At 69.2% G+C, this 12,889-nt stretch carries 15 protein-coding genes; 8 read left to right on the top strand and 7 right to left on the bottom strand.

Annotated features, from left to right (window positions below; genetic code table 11):
* Positions 1–7: 7 nt before the first annotated feature.
* Both ABZ953_RS08965 and ABZ953_RS08960 read right to left on the bottom strand, forming a co-directional pair.
* Complete coding sequence (locus tag ABZ953_RS08965) at positions 8–460, bottom strand: GNAT family N-acetyltransferase (RefSeq protein ID WP_361719042.1); 453 nt, start codon at positions 458–460, stop codon at positions 8–10.
* 80 nt (positions 461–540) lie between these two features.
* Positions 541–999, bottom strand: a complete 459-nt coding sequence (locus ABZ953_RS08960) for a MarR family transcriptional regulator (RefSeq protein ID WP_361719039.1) — start codon at positions 997–999, stop codon at positions 541–543.
* A gap of 139 nt (positions 1,000–1,138) precedes the next feature.
* Here ABZ953_RS08960 and ABZ953_RS08955 point away from each other — a divergent pair, with 139 nt between their 5' ends.
* Complete coding sequence (locus ABZ953_RS08955) at positions 1,139–2,362, top strand: MFS transporter (RefSeq protein ID WP_361719036.1); 1,224 nt, start codon at positions 1,139–1,141, stop codon at positions 2,360–2,362.
* 79 nt (positions 2,363–2,441) lie between these two features.
* Positions 2,442–2,876, top strand: coding sequence for a heme-binding protein (locus ABZ953_RS08950; protein WP_361719033.1), 435 nt, complete (start codon positions 2,442–2,444; stop codon positions 2,874–2,876).
* 60 nt (positions 2,877–2,936) lie between these two features.
* On the opposite strand, the gene ABZ953_RS08945 is transcribed toward ABZ953_RS08950, so the two are convergent.
* A complete protein-coding gene (locus ABZ953_RS08945; RefSeq protein ID WP_361719030.1) occupies positions 2,937–3,806 on the bottom strand; it encodes a GNAT family N-acetyltransferase in 870 nt (289 codons plus the stop codon).
* A gap of 180 nt (positions 3,807–3,986) precedes the next feature.
* On the opposite strand from ABZ953_RS08945, the gene ABZ953_RS08940 reads away from it, so the two are divergent.
* The gene (locus ABZ953_RS08940; protein WP_361719027.1) at positions 3,987–4,619 is read left to right on the top strand and encodes an HAD-IB family phosphatase; all 633 of its coding nucleotides are present in this window, start codon (positions 3,987–3,989) and stop codon (positions 4,617–4,619) included.
* A 390-nt stretch (positions 4,620–5,009) separates the two neighbouring features.
* Positions 5,010–6,446 carry a globin domain-containing protein gene (locus tag ABZ953_RS08935; protein ID WP_361719024.1) on the top strand — a complete coding sequence of 479 codons (1,437 nt, stop codon included), beginning with the start codon at positions 5,010–5,012 and terminating at the stop codon, positions 6,444–6,446.
* A gap of 19 nt (positions 6,447–6,465) precedes the next feature.
* Here ABZ953_RS08935 and ABZ953_RS08930 read toward each other — a convergent pair whose 3' ends face one another.
* The 3 genes from ABZ953_RS08930 to ABZ953_RS08920 all read right to left on the bottom strand — a co-directional run bounded on the left by ABZ953_RS08930 (position 6,466) and on the right by ABZ953_RS08920 (position 8,812).
* Positions 6,466–6,948, bottom strand: a complete 483-nt coding sequence (locus ABZ953_RS08930) for an NUDIX hydrolase (RefSeq protein ID WP_361719021.1) — start codon at positions 6,946–6,948, stop codon at positions 6,466–6,468.
* 161 nt (positions 6,949–7,109) lie between these two features.
* Positions 7,110–8,300 carry a cystathionine gamma-lyase gene (locus tag ABZ953_RS08925; protein ID WP_361719019.1) on the bottom strand — a complete coding sequence of 397 codons (1,191 nt, stop codon included), beginning with the start codon at positions 8,298–8,300 and terminating at the stop codon, positions 7,110–7,112.
* A gap of 131 nt (positions 8,301–8,431) precedes the next feature.
* A complete protein-coding gene (locus tag ABZ953_RS08920) occupies positions 8,432–8,812 on the bottom strand; it encodes a phage holin family protein (RefSeq protein WP_361719016.1) in 381 nt (126 codons plus the stop codon).
* Positions 8,813–8,923: 111 nt separating this feature from the next.
* On the opposite strand from ABZ953_RS08920, the gene ABZ953_RS08915 reads away from it, so the two are divergent.
* The 4 genes from ABZ953_RS08915 to ABZ953_RS08900 all read left to right on the top strand — a co-directional run bounded on the left by ABZ953_RS08915 (position 8,924) and on the right by ABZ953_RS08900 (position 11,292).
* Positions 8,924–9,241 (top strand): cupin domain-containing protein, encoded by a 318-nt coding sequence (locus tag ABZ953_RS08915; RefSeq protein ID WP_361719013.1) that lies wholly within the window; start codon positions 8,924–8,926, stop codon positions 9,239–9,241.
* A gap of 222 nt (positions 9,242–9,463) precedes the next feature.
* Complete coding sequence (locus tag ABZ953_RS08910; protein WP_361719010.1) at positions 9,464–9,685, top strand: DUF5326 family protein; 222 nt, start codon at positions 9,464–9,466, stop codon at positions 9,683–9,685.
* A gap of 262 nt (positions 9,686–9,947) precedes the next feature.
* Positions 9,948–10,751 carry a helix-turn-helix domain-containing protein gene (locus tag ABZ953_RS08905; RefSeq protein WP_361719269.1) on the top strand — a complete coding sequence of 268 codons (804 nt, stop codon included), beginning with the start codon at positions 9,948–9,950 and terminating at the stop codon, positions 10,749–10,751.
* A gap of 103 nt (positions 10,752–10,854) precedes the next feature.
* Entirely contained in the window at positions 10,855–11,292 is a 438-nt protein-coding gene (locus tag ABZ953_RS08900) for an SsgA family sporulation/cell division regulator (RefSeq protein ID WP_361719007.1), read from the top strand.
* An 86-nt stretch (positions 11,293–11,378) separates the two neighbouring features.
* Here the strand turns inward: ABZ953_RS08900 and ABZ953_RS08895 are convergent, their stop codons facing one another.
* The gene (locus tag ABZ953_RS08895; protein ID WP_361719004.1) at positions 11,379–12,842 is read right to left on the bottom strand and encodes a YibE/F family protein; all 1,464 of its coding nucleotides are present in this window, start codon (positions 12,840–12,842) and stop codon (positions 11,379–11,381) included.
* Positions 12,843–12,889: the final 47 nt, after the last annotated feature.

The raw sequence follows: 12,889 nt of genomic DNA, 5'->3' as shown, positions 1-12,889 counted from the left end.
GTGTCCTTCAGAGCTGCAGCTTGAAGCCCAGGTGTGATGCCGCGAAACCGAGCCGCTCGTAGAAGCGGTGGGCGTCGATGCGGGTGGCGTCGGAGGTCAGCTGCACCAACTGGCAGTTCTGACGGCGGGATTCGTCGACGGCCCATTCGATGAACCGCGTGCCGAGCCCGCTGCCGCGCTCGTCGGAGTGGACACGTACGCCCTCGATGATCGAACGCGTGGCGCCCTTGCGAGAGAGCCCCGGGACGATCGTGAGCTGGAGCGTGCCGACGACGCGGCCCTCGCGTTCGGCGACGACCAGATGCTGGTTCGGGTCGTCGACCAGTCGCTCGAACGCGGTGACGTACGGAGTGAGGTCGTTCGGCGACTCGCGCGTGGCACCCAGAGGGTCATCGGCGAGCATACCCACGATGGCGGACAGATCTGCGGCTATGGCAGGGCGGATTTCAAGGTCTCCCATGGCCGCAGCCTATGTGGGCCGCCCGCGGCCTCTCGGGCGTACGCCCCGTGGCTGCATCCACGGCAGGCAGCCGACAGGTCCTACGCGGGCGCGCGCAGCGTTTCGACGGCCCTGACCAGCGGGGCCAGCTCCGGGTTCTGCGCGGCTTCGTCGAGGGCCTCGCGCAGGGCGGCGTCGTTGGTGGGGCGCGCCTCGGCGAGCAGTGCGGCGCCGGTCTCGCTGACGTCCGTGTAGATGCCGCGCCGATCGGTGGGGCACAGGTAGCGGGACAGGAGGCCACGCTCCTCCAGCCGGGTCACCAGGCGGGTGGTCGCGCTCTGGCTCAGCACCACGGCGTCGGCGACCTGCTTCATCTGCAGGTGGCCGCCCTCGCCGTCGTGCTGGCGGTTGAGGACGTCGAGGAGTCCGTACTCCCGCACGCTCAGGCCGTGCTTGGCCTGGAGGGCGCGCTCGACGCGTGCCTCGATCTTCCCGTGGAGCAGGGAGAGGGCGCACCAGCTTTGGGCGAGCGCGGTGAGCGCGGGGTCTGTCGCTGTCATGGCTCTTGTTCCTCCGTCCCGGAGTGGCTGCATCCAGGGTAGTCCACCGCTGCAATATACGGCGCTTGCCAATATCCCGCGTCTGCAATTATTGTGGACGCTTGTTAAGCGCACCTGCAATCGTTTGGAAGGTAGATCCATGCCTCTCGCGCTTCTGGCTCTCGCGATCGGGGCCTTCGGAATCGGGACCACCGAGTTCGTGATCATGGGGCTGCTTCCCGAGGTCGCGGGTGACTTCGGTGTCTCCATCCCGACGGCCGGCTTCCTTGTGACGGGCTACGCCCTCGGCGTCGTGCTCGGCGCCCCTCTGATGACCGCCCTCGGCACCCGCATCCCGCGCAAGCGGATGCTGATGCTCCTGATGGGCCTCTTCATCGTCGGCAACCTGCTCTCCGCCGTGGCCCCGGTCTTCGGCGTGATGCTGGCCGGGCGCGTCGTCGCCTCACTCGCCCACGGCGCCTTCTTCGGCATCGGCTCGGTCGTCGCGGCCGAGCTGGTCGCTCCCGAGAAGAAGGCCGGGGCGATCGCCATGATGTTCTCGGGCCTCACCGTGGCCAACGTGGTCGGTGTTCCGCTCGGCACGCTGGTCGGCCAGGCCATCGGCTGGCGGATCACCTTCGTACTCGTCGCGGCCCTGGGCGTCCTCGGTCTCCTCGGAGTCGCCAAGCTCGTACCGGACCTGCCCAAGCCCGAAGGCGTGCGGCTGCGCGACGAGATCGGCGCCTTCCGCAACGTACAAGTGCTGCTCGCCATGGCGATGACGGTCCTCGGCTTCGGCGGCGTCTTCGCGGCCATCACCTACATCACGCCGATGATGACCGATGTCGCCGGATACGCGGACTCCTCCGTCACCTGGCTGCTCGTCCTCTTCGGGCTCGGCATGGTCGGCGGCAACCTGGTCGCCGGACGCCTCGCGGACCGTGCCTTGATGCCGATGCTGTACGTGACGCTGGGCTCCCTCGCCCTGGTGCTCGGTCTGTTCACCCTCACCGCGCACAACAAGGTCTCCGCCGCCGTGACCGTTCTGCTGATCGGAGCCCTGGGCTTCGCGACCGTGCCACCGCTGCAGAAGCGGGTCCTGGACTACGCCTCGGGCGCCCCGACGCTCGCCTCCGCGGTCAACATCGGCGCCTTCAACCTGGGCAACGCGCTGTCGGCGTGGCTCGGCGGGCTCGTCATCTCCGCCGGCCTCGGCTACACCGCCCCGAACTGGGTCGGCGCAGTGCTCGCCGCCTCCGCCCTCGTCCTGGCGCTCGTCTCGGCCGCGCTGGAGCGCCGCTCCGGAGGCCCGGCTCTCGTCGTCTCCGTCGAGCAGCTGACGCCCGCCCACTCCGTCGAGCAGCCGACGCCCGTCCATCACTGACTCCCCCGGCTCCCCCCCCGGGGGGGGGAGCCCCTCGCTTCCCTACAACCCCAGTACCACCCCGCAAGGAGAACCCCGCATGAGCACCACCCCCGCCACCGCCGTCGCCCCGTTGACCATCGAGGACGCCGAGGCACTGGTCACCGCGGCCCGCCGCGCGGCCGAAGCAGCCGGCGTCACGGTCAGCGTCACCGTCCTGGACGCGGGCGGCCACCTCCTCGCCTTCCGGCGCGACGACCGGGCCCTCCTGATCTCCGGTGAGACCAGCACCCGCAAGGCCTACACCGCCCTGCAGCTGAACGCGCCGACCGCCGACCTCGTCGACGCGGTGCAGCCCGGCGGCCTCTTCCACACCCTGCCCACCGCACTCGACCGTCCCCTGCTCTTCATCGCGGGCGGGGTGCCGGTCCACCGCGACGGTCGCCTGATCGGTGCCGTCGGTGTAGGCGGCGGTGCGCCCGAGCAGGACCACGGCTTCGCGACGACGGCAGTGGAGGCCCTCGTGCAGCACTAGCAAGAGAGGCCCGCCCCCGGGGACCCTGGGGGCGGGCCTCTCTGCGTTACGGCGGTCGACTCAGCCGGCCGCGACTGTCAGAGGCGCGAAGCGGCGGGTCCAATCGCCGGGCAGTTCCGGCGTCCCGTACGCCATGACGGCGTTGTCGGCGATGTGCTCCAGGCCGCTCTCCTTCACCCACGTCAGCAACTCTTCGTGCCGCACGTCGATGTCGGTGCGCAGCGGGCGGTCGGTGTGCGCGGCGAGCGAGGCGACAAGTGCCTTCGCGGTCTCGGTGTCCCGGGCGACGAGCGGGCCCACGACGTGAGTCTCCATGTTGGGCCAGACACCCGCGTAACCGACGATCTCGCCGTCGACCACCGCGACCCGGAACTGGTCCGTGAAGGCGGGGAGCCGGGTGATCACATGCATCCGGTCATGACCGAAGACTTCCGTGTCGAGCCGGAGGACGGCGGTCAGGTCCTCTGCGGTGGCGGGCCGGGTGGCGATGCCAGGCAGCGGTCCGACGGGGGTGAGGTGCCCGCTGACCATCTCGGCCCGGCCGATCACCTTGAAGCCGAGCTGTTCGTAGAGAGGGCGGCCCAACGGTGTCGCGTGGAGAGTCAGCGGGGTGGTGCCCGCCTCCTCGACGGCGTACTCCATCAGTCGGCGGCCGATGCCCTGCCGGGCGTACCGCTCGGCGACGAGGACCATGCCGATCGCAGCCAGATCGGGGCGCTCCTGAGGGCCGTACCGAGTCACTACGTAGGCGGCGATCAGGCCGTTGCCGTCGGGGTCGTCGATGCCGTAGCCCGTTCCGGCCGACAGCAGCAGACCCCACTTGTGTTCTTCACGCGGCCAGCCCCGGTTCTCGGAGAGGTCGGCGCAGGCCAGCAGATCGCGGGGCGTCAGTCGGCGGATGGGCAGTGCGGAGAGGGAAGGTGTCGACACGCGGGCCAGGCTGTCTGACGTACATCCCCGGCGTCCACCCGTTTGTGGGCAGAAGCACGCTGCTTCTGGCCACCTTGTGCCTGACCATGCGGCCGTGTTTCACGTGAAACACGATGACGAAAGGCTCTGGGGCAGGGGCGTCCGGCGGCGGGAGTAACCGTGGGTACTAGCCTCGGCGGCATGGCACGCCTACACCTTTTCGATCTGGACGGGACGCTGCTGCACGGCACAGCGGCACCCGTGGAGATATCGCGGCAGCTCGGCCTGGACGCGGAGATCGCCGCGCTTGAGCGGGACTTCGTGGCGGGGCGCATCGACTCACCGGCGTATGCGGAGCGGGTGCACGCGCTGTGGGCGGAGCTCACGGACGCACAGGTGGCGGCGGCCTTCGAGGGAGCGCCCTGGCTGGCCGGGATCAGGGAGACCTGGGCCGAGATCCGCGAGGGCGGTGACTACTGCGCGGTGGTGTCCCTGTCGCCGTCGTTCTTCGTGGAGCGGCTTACCGGGTGGGGTGCGCATGCCGCACACGGATCGCGTTTCCCGGCCGTTCCGTTCACCGAGCCGGTCGACCCGACGGGCATTCTCAACGCAGCGGCCAAGGTGAAGATCGCGAACCGCCTGTGTGAAGAGTTCGGGGTGGGCCGGAGTGATTGCGTCGCGTACGGCGACTCGCTCTCCGACCTGGAGTTGTTCGGCGTCGTGCCCGTTTCTGTGGCGGTCAATGCGGATCAACGGCTGGTGAGCCTGGCCACCCACTCCTATGTCGGGCGGGACCTGCGGAAGGCATACGAATTGGTCCGGCACGACCGGTAATTGAGGTAATTGGCAGTCAGAGCAGTGGAATTGCAGGCGCAGGGTAGAAGGACTTGTGCGTTCGGCGGCTGCCGGTAGGGTCGATCACGGTTCGTGCCGGGTGCGCCACTTCGCACTCTGGGGGGCACGCGCGCAGGCAATGAAGCCTAACGGGGTGACGAGATCCAGAACCCGTACTTGCCGTTATGCGGTCGACGCGACGGCGGGTATTGGGATGCTGCCGTGAGGCGACTGCGGCCAATGTCACATTCTCGACCTACTTGTCCGTAGGGTCCGGGAAGCCGGGGTTCAATGTGGCCGTAACGGCCATCGAGGCAGAGCGGGGAAAGCAGGCAACTTCCGGCAGGGAGTGCGCAGACCGACCGAGAGATGTTCGAGGCGAGGCACAGCATGGACGCTCCGACCACCATGTCGGCTGACGACGGCACTTCCAGCGACGGGAGCGGCTGGTTCACCCCGCGCAAGCCCCCGCAGGGACCTGAGGGCGGCGAGCGGCAGTCGTCCGACGCCTCCACGCAGGCGCCCGCCACGGAGCAGGCGGACAAGCGAATATCCGCCGCTGCGGCTCCTCAAGCGCCGGCTCCTCAAGCGCCGGCTCCTCAAGCCCCGGCTCCGCAGACGTCATCTCCGCAGTCCGCAGCTCCGCAGGCCCCGGCGCCGCAGCCCCACCCGGCCTCGCCCCCCAAGCCCGCCCCGGCGGCGAAGCCCACGCGGAAGGCCTCCCCCGACGCGGTCCTGGTGCAGCGCACGATGGCCGAGATAGCCCCTGTCGCCGACAAGGTCACCTCGTACTTCTACGCGCTGCTCTTCACCCGCCACCCGGATCTGCGCGCCCTGTTCCCCGCGGCGATGGACGTCCAGCGGGACCGGATCCTCAAGGCGCTGCTGATCTCGGCCGAGCACATCGACCACACCGACGTGCTCGTCGCGTATCTGAAGAACCTCGGGCGCGGACACCGTAAGTACGGCACCCAGCCCGAGCACTACCCGGCCGTCGGCGAGTGCCTGATCGGTTCGCTGAGCCGGTACGCGAGCGCGGTCTGGGACGAGGAGACCGAGGCCGCCTGGGTCCGGACGTACACGACGATCTCCCAGATCATGATCGACGCGGCGGCCGAGGACGAGCTACGCGCCCCCGCCTGGTGGTTCGCCGAGGTCGTCTCGCACGATCTCAGAACCTCGGACATAGCGGTCGTCACGGTCCGCCCCGACCAGCCGTACCCCTTCCTCGCCGGGCAGTACACCAGCCTGGAGACCCCCTGGTGGCCGCGGATCTGGCGCCACTACTCCTTCGCGTCGGCGCCCCGCCCCGACGGTCTGCTGTCCTTCCACGTCAAAGCGGTCCCGGCCGGCTGGGTCTCCAATGCCCTGGTGCATCACGCCCGCCCCGGTGACGTGCTGCGGCTCGGCGCGCCCGCCGGCTCGATGACCGTCGACCACACCACCGACAGCGGTCTGCTCTGCCTGGGCGGTGGCACGGGCATCGCGCCCATCAAGGCCCTTGTCGAGGACGTGGCCGAGCACGGCAGGCGCCGCCCCGTCGAGGTGTTCTACGGAGCCCGCACCGATCACGACCTGTACGACATCGACACGATGCTGCGGCTGCAGCAGACGCACCCGTGGCTGGCCGTGCGCCCGGTCGTCGACCAACGACGGGCCCAACTGCCCGACGCCGTGCGCGAGTACGGGCCGTGGAATGAGTACGACGCCTATCTCTCCGGACCGCCCGGAATGATCCGCAATGGAGTGGACGCCTTGCGCGACATCGGCATCCCCGAAGGCAGGATCCGCCATGACTCCGTAGAGGAGCTGATAGCGGCGCCCTAGGGCCGGACTCGACTCGTCCTCAGCCCAGGTCGGGGGCGTGCATCGCGCGTACGCCCTCGATATTGCCGTCCAGGTAGTGCCGCAGTGACAGCGGTACGAGGTGGACCGAGGCGATACCGACCCGAGTGAAGGGCACGTGCACGATCTCGTACTCGCCGCACGGGTCGTCGACCTCGGGCCCGTGCCGCTGGCCCGTGTCCATGGACTCCAGGCGGCAGACGAAGAAGTGCTGCACCTTCACTCCGGTCGCGCCCCCGTCCTCGCCGATGTGCTCCACGGTGTCGACGAAACAGGGCACGACGTCGGTGATCTTGGCGCCTAGCTCCTCGTGGACCTCGCGGTGGAGCGCGTCGACGACGGAGCCGTCCTCCGCCTCCACCCCGCCGCCCGGGGTGACCCAGTACGGATCGACGCCGGGTTTGGTGCGCTTGATCAGGATCAGGTCGTCACCGTCCAGCAGGACGGCGCGTGCGGTGCGCTTGACCACGGGTCGGACGGTCATGGGGGAAATGTGGCCCGGACTGTTCCACGTGAAACATCGTGGACCGGCCGCGCCCCCCATCAAGCCCAGCGAACGGCGGCGGACCGTTCGTTGTGCGCAGCCGGTGCGCAGCCGGTGCGCAACCGGTGCGCCGCCGCGCGTCGGCGGGGTGGTCCGAGCGGTCAGTCCGCCGTACCGGCCGACTCGTCCAGCGCACGCAGCACATCCGCCACCAGGTCCGCGGGATCCTCGGCGCCCGCGGAGAAACGGATGAAGCCCTCCGAGACGGCGTCGCCGCCCCAGCGACGGCGACGCTCGGCCGTGGACCGCACCCCGCCGAAACTCGTGGCGTCGTCGACAAGGTGCAGCGCCTCAAGGAAACGCTCGGCACGCGCGCGCGTGGGCAGCGTGAAGGAGACCACGCACCCGAAGCGCCGCATCTGTTGCACGGCGATTTTGTACGAAGGGTCGTCGGGCAGCCCGGGATAGCGCAGTCCGGACACCTCGGCGCGTTCGCGCAGGGCCTCGGCGAGGGCCTGCGCGTTCGCGCTCTGGCGGTCGGCGCGCAGCTGCAGCGTGGCGAGCGAACGGTGTGCGAGCCAGGCCTCCATCGGCCCCGGGATCGCCCCGACGATCTTGCGCCAGTTCCGCACGGAGGCGGTCAGCTCCGCGTCACGGCAGGCGACGTACCCCAGGAGGATGTCGCCGTGGCCGGTGAGCATCTTGGTGCCACTGGCCACGGCGAAGTCGGCGCCGAGCTCGAGGGGGCGCTGGCCGAGCGGCGTCGCCAGGGTGTTGTCGACGGCCACCAGGGCGCCACGCGCGTGTGCCGCATCGGCGAGCCGCCGCACGTCACACACGTCGAGGCCCGGGTTGGAGGGCGTCTCGATCCACAGCAGCTTGGCGCCGTCCAGGACGTCGAGCTGGGCATCGCCACCGGTCGGGGCGGTGCGCACCTCGATGCCGTATGCCGTGAGCTGCTCGCGGACCAGCGGAAGGACCTGATAGCCGTCGTCCGGCAGGACCACCGCGTCACCGGCACGCAGCTGCGAGAACAGCACTGCCGAGATGGCGGCCATGCCGGAACCGAAGACCAGCGTCTCGACATCGGCAGCGGAGTCCGGTGCCTCGAGCTCGCCGATGGCGCGCTCCAGGTGCGTCCAGGTGGGATTGTCGTCGCGGCCGTAGGCGTATCCGCCCGTCGGGACGCCGGGCAGGTGGAAGTGCGCGGCGAACACCGGGCCGGGCAGCGTCGGCTCGTGCTTCACGGGCTCGGGCAGCCCGGCCCGCACCGCCCGCGTGCCGTCGCCGATGCGCGCCGCACCATCGCCGATGCGCGCCGCACCGTCGCCTATGGGTCCCGATTCCGTCATGCCGCCCGCCTTTCCACTGCCTCACGTACAACGCCGAGCAGGCTCCGGCTCGCCGTCCCCACCATTCTCGGACACACCGCGAGCCCCTCGGCCCCCTTGGTTCCCCCGGCCCTGCCGACCGTCCAGCGGGGTCAGTCCTTGTCGTCGGGGAGGACGACGTTCATGGCCCAGGACACGATCGAGATGATCAGGCCACCCAGGACGGCGGTCCAGAAGCCCTCGACGTGGAAGCTGAGGTCCAGCTTGTCGGCAAGCCACGAGGTGAGCAGCAGCATGAGGGCGTTGACCACGAAGGTGATCAGGCCGAGCGTCAGGATGAACAAGGGGAAGGTGAGGACCTTCACCACCGGCTTGACCAGGAAGTTCACCAGCCCGAAGAGCAGGGCGACGACGATGAGCGTGCCGACCTTCTTGCCCGTGCTGTCACCGGTCAGGGTGATCTTGTCGAGCAGCCACACGGCGACGGCCAGGGCCGCGGCGTTGGCGATCGTCTTGACTACAAAATTCTTCATGTGTCTGATCGTGGCAGACACGGGCCGGGAACGGTCGGCTCAGGAGGGTCCGCTACCAAGGACCGGCCCAGCGACGGCACGACGGGCATCAGCGAGGGGTGTACGAGAGCGATGAAGGCTTTCCGACTGGACGAGCTCGAGGCGGAGCGCGCCGCGAACGACGGTGCGTACCTGCAGTTCCTGCGTGAGCGGAACATGTCGGTCGGGCTGTACGCGCTGGACGCCGGGGAGTCCGACCCGCAGCAGCCGCACGGGCAGGACGAGGTGTACATGGTCGTCAGCGGCCGTGCATCGATCACGGTCGGCATGGAGACCACGCAGGTGGCGCGGGGCAGCGTCGTCTATGTGCCGGCCGGAGTGGCCCACAAGTTCCATCACATCAGCGAGGACCTGCGCGTGCTCGTCGTCTTCTCGCCGCCCGAGTCCTGATCTCCGTCCGCCGGCTGACCTCTTCAGGGCTGCGACTTCAGGGCTGCGACCTCGGGGTTCTCTCAGGGTCGGATCAGGGGAGGACAAGGGCTCCGAGGCCCCCGCGGAGCCCTCTGGCGTCCTAGCATCGAATGCGAGAAGCCAGGAACCTGCGGAGATTCAGGGACCCGCACCGACGCGAAGAGCGCGGAAGTGCGGACAGAGCGGAGAGAGGTAACGACGATGGCAGCCAAGGAGATCTTTGCGGGAATGCCGTGGTGGGTGAAGTGGGTGGCCGTGCCCGTCATCGCACTCGTCGTCTTCGGCAGCGTGATAGCGACCGTTGTCGGATTCGTGGTCGGCCTGCTCTTCAAGGCCCTGCTATTCGTAGCTTTGGTCGGTGGACTCATCTATGTCGTACGGAAGTTCATATCCGGCTCGTCTTCGTCCCGTACGGACTGGTGAGTTTTCGCAACGGTTCCCTCGGCCGGGGGAAGTTTTCCCGAGCGGAGCCGTAGAGCGGTGGCCAAGGATTAGAGTCCGGAATCCGACGCGGAGGTCGACCCTCCGTGGACGGGTGCACGTGCACTGCCCCTCCCTCGCTCCTCGCGGGCACGGGCGGACCCCTCACGCGCTTCGGGAGTGAACCTTGGCTGCGGTTGACGCCACCACCTCGCCGGTTGACGCCACCACTGCACCGGTCGACGCATCCGCCGCACCGGCCGACGTGTCCACCGCGCAGGCCGACGCATCCGCGCAGGCCGACGCATCCACCGCAGCCGTCGGGCCGACTCTCATCGGGTCCGTGCAGCGGGCGATGCGACTGCTGGAAGCCGCCGCCGCGCATCAAGGCGGGGCGCCCGCGAAGCAGTTGGCGCGTGAGGCGGGACTTGCCCTCCCCACCGCGTACCACCTGCTGCGCACCCTGACCCACGAGGGCTATCTACGAAGAGAGAAGGGCGTGTTCGTGCTCGGCGAGGCGGCCGAGCGGCTGGGCAGCAGCGGGGCGCAGCAGAATCGACGCGGCGCCATCGAGGAGACCCTGGCGCACTGGCACGACACCATCGGAGTTCCCGTGTACTTCGCGGTCTACCGCGAGGGCGAGATCGACCTCGTGGCCGTCGCGGACACCCCGGGCAACCCAGCCGTCGAGGAGTGGGCGGACTTCCGGGAGACGGGGCACGCCCACGCGATCGGGCAGTGTCTGCTGGGTCAACTCGACGATGAGGCCCGGCTTGACCACCTCGACCGCTATCCGGTCCAGTCGATCACTCGCTACTCGGTCCGGGACGACCGCGCGTTCATGCGGCGGCTCGCCACGATGGAGCGGATGCAGCCCGTCGTGGAGCGTCAGGAGTACGCGCTCGGCACGGTTTGCGCGGCGATTCCGATCACAGTGGGTGACACCGTCGCGACCATGGCCATTTCTGTCCCCTCCTACCAAGCCGATCGGCTGCTGCCCGCAGCCCACCGTTTGCAGCGTGAACTCGGAAAGCTACTAGGGACACTCGCCTTCTCTATCAGCATCTGAAAACTCACTCCTTGTGATCTGGTGTGCACGTTGAGCAAGATGCCAAGGGTGCCAGGGAGTTGGTCTCTGGCTCCTCGAGGGCTACGTGACGGGGTAGGGCGCGATGGGCGAGACGGTTCAGGCAGAGGTCATGATGAGCTTCCTTGTTTCCGAGGAGCTGTCGTTTCGCATCCCGGTGGAGCTGCGCTACGAGATCGACGATCCCTATGCGGTGCGGCTGACGTTCCATCTGCCGGGGGACGCCCCGGTGACCTGGACCTTTGGTCGGGAGTTGCTGATCGACGGGGTGGGCAGGCCGTGCGGGGAGGGGGATGTGCGGGTCGAGCCCACCGACTCCGGGCTGCTCGACGAGGCGCTGATCAGGCTTCAGGTCGGCGCGGACCAGGCGCTGTTCCGGGTGGGCATCCCGCCGCTGCTCGCCTTCCTCGACCGTACGGACAGGCTGGTGCCGCTCGGGCAGGAGCGGTCGCTCGCCGACTTCGACACGCATCTCGACGAGGCGCTGGACCGGATCCTCGCGGAGGAGCAGAACGCGGGCTGACCTGTAGCCGCAAGGGGCGGATGAGGGTGGCATTTTGGTGCATTTCGTGGCACTGGGCTGGGTGCATTCCGTAGTGTCGGAAGCGGTCACCGTTTGCGGCGCCGCCCCTTTCCACCCCGGGGAGGCCGGGCGGGACCGGTAGCGATGGCGTTGGCGCCCGCCGCAGCGGTGGGGCCCGTGCCGGGGGCGGGGGGCGTCCCGGTCGTGCGGTCCGCCGAGACGACCAGGGCGGCCAGTGCGGTCGTCACCGGCACCGAGGCGACCAGGCCGATCGAGCCGATCAGGGTGCGCACGATCTCCTCGGCGACCAACTCGCTGTTGGCCACCGTGCCCACGCTGGACTGCGCGATCGAGAAGAGCAGCAGGAGGGGGAGCGCGGCACCCGCGTAGGCGAGGACGAGGGTGTTGACGACCGAGGCGATGTGGTCGCGGCCGATGCGGATGCCCGCGCGGTACAGGCCGCGCCAGCCCATCGTCGGGTTGGCCTGGTGCAGTTCCCAGACCGCGGAGGTCTGCGTCACCGTCACGTCGTCGAGTACACCGAGGGAGCCGATGATGACGCCCGCGAGCAGCAGGCCGCTCATGTCGATGGACGGATACAGGCCATGGATGAGGCCGGTGTTGTCGTCCGTGTTGCCGGTCAGGGAGGCCCATCCGATGAAGAGCGAGCCGAGCAGGCCGATCAGCAGGAGGGAGATGAGCGTGCCGAGCACCGCGACCGACGTACGGGCCGTGAGGCCGTGGCAGAGATAGAGCGCGATCAGCATGATGGCGCTCGCCCCGATCACCGCCACGACCAGCGGGTTCGAGCCTTGGAGGATCGCGGGCAGGATGAAGAACGTGAGCACCATGAAGCTGATGGCGAGTGCGACAAGGGCCATCACGCCGCGCAACCGTCCCACCACGACGACGGCGAGGGCGAAGATGCCGGCGAGCAGCGCCATCGGGAGCTTGCGGTTCACGTCGGTGACGGAGTACTGCAGTCCTTCGGGGGCCTTGGGCTCGTAGGCGACCACCACCTGCTGGCCCTGGCGCAGTTGCCGGGGGGAGTCCGGCTGGATGATCTCGGTGAAGGTGCGGCCCTTGTCCTTGCCGTTGCTGACCTCGACCGTCGCGCGCTTGCAGATGCCTGCCGCCCGGGACTGCGCGGACTGGCCTTCGGCGGTGGAGGTGTCACCGTTCGGCGGGGTCTGCGAGGGGCTGAGGTCCTTGCAGGGCAGTTCCCGCACCTTCGTGACCTTCGCCGCCTGCGTCTGCCGGTCGAATCCGACGCCGGTGCGCTCGTGGCCCGGTGTGCCGCCCGGCCACAGCACCGCAAGGCCGACGACGACCGCGGCGGCGAAGGGGATCAGGACCGCGGCGATGACCTTGCGCAGGTGTTTGGAGACGGGCGCGGCGGGACCGTGGTGGTGTGAGTGCCCGTGGCCCCCGTGCCCGTGTCCCTGACCCTCCCCGTGACCTGGTCCGTTCCCGTCCGACGGTGGGTTCAAGCCCGGCGGTTGGGACGGGGGACGAGAGGGCGGCGGAAGCGGCGGCTCTGTGGTGGTCACTGCCCGATCATCGCAAGAACGGAGGGGGCCCTCTGTTCAGCGCGCCC

It is taken from the genome of Streptomyces sp. NPDC046465, from assembly GCF_040646035.1.
Classification (GTDB): Bacteria; Actinomycetota; Actinomycetes; order Streptomycetales; family Streptomycetaceae; genus Streptomyces.
The sequence above is the reverse complement of the archived record's forward strand: the minus strand, read 5'-3'. Positions and strand labels throughout refer to the sequence as shown.

Excerpts from the sequence above, each read along its gene's own strand:
- ABZ953_RS08910 (WP_361719010.1), top strand. The coding sequence starts at position 9,464 with ATGGCAGCCAAGGAGATCTTTGCGGGAATGCCGTGGTGGGTGAAGTGG.
- ABZ953_RS08920 (WP_361719016.1), bottom strand. The coding sequence starts at position 8,812 with ATGAAGAATTTTGTAGTCAAGACGATCGCCAACGCCGCGGCCCTGGCC.
- ABZ953_RS08955 (WP_361719036.1), top strand. The coding sequence starts at position 1,139 with ATGCCTCTCGCGCTTCTGGCTCTCGCGATCGGGGCCTTCGGAATCGGG.
- ABZ953_RS08935 (WP_361719024.1), top strand. The coding sequence starts at position 5,010 with ATGGACGCTCCGACCACCATGTCGGCTGACGACGGCACTTCCAGCGAC.
- ABZ953_RS08940 (WP_361719027.1), top strand. The coding sequence starts at position 3,987 with ATGGCACGCCTACACCTTTTCGATCTGGACGGGACGCTGCTGCACGGC.
- ABZ953_RS08930 (WP_361719021.1), bottom strand. The coding sequence starts at position 6,948 with ATGACCGTCCGACCCGTGGTCAAGCGCACCGCACGCGCCGTCCTGCTG.
- ABZ953_RS08950 (WP_361719033.1), top strand. The coding sequence starts at position 2,442 with ATGAGCACCACCCCCGCCACCGCCGTCGCCCCGTTGACCATCGAGGAC.
- ABZ953_RS08960 (WP_361719039.1), bottom strand. The coding sequence starts at position 999 with ATGACAGCGACAGACCCCGCGCTCACCGCGCTCGCCCAAAGCTGGTGC.
- ABZ953_RS08915 (WP_361719013.1), top strand. The coding sequence starts at position 8,924 with ATGAAGGCTTTCCGACTGGACGAGCTCGAGGCGGAGCGCGCCGCGAAC.
- ABZ953_RS08965 (WP_361719042.1), bottom strand. The coding sequence starts at position 460 with ATGGGAGACCTTGAAATCCGCCCTGCCATAGCCGCAGATCTGTCCGCC.
- ABZ953_RS08925 (WP_361719019.1), bottom strand. The coding sequence starts at position 8,300 with ATGACGGAATCGGGACCCATAGGCGACGGTGCGGCGCGCATCGGCGAT.
- ABZ953_RS08900 (WP_361719007.1), top strand. The coding sequence starts at position 10,855 with ATGGGCGAGACGGTTCAGGCAGAGGTCATGATGAGCTTCCTTGTTTCC.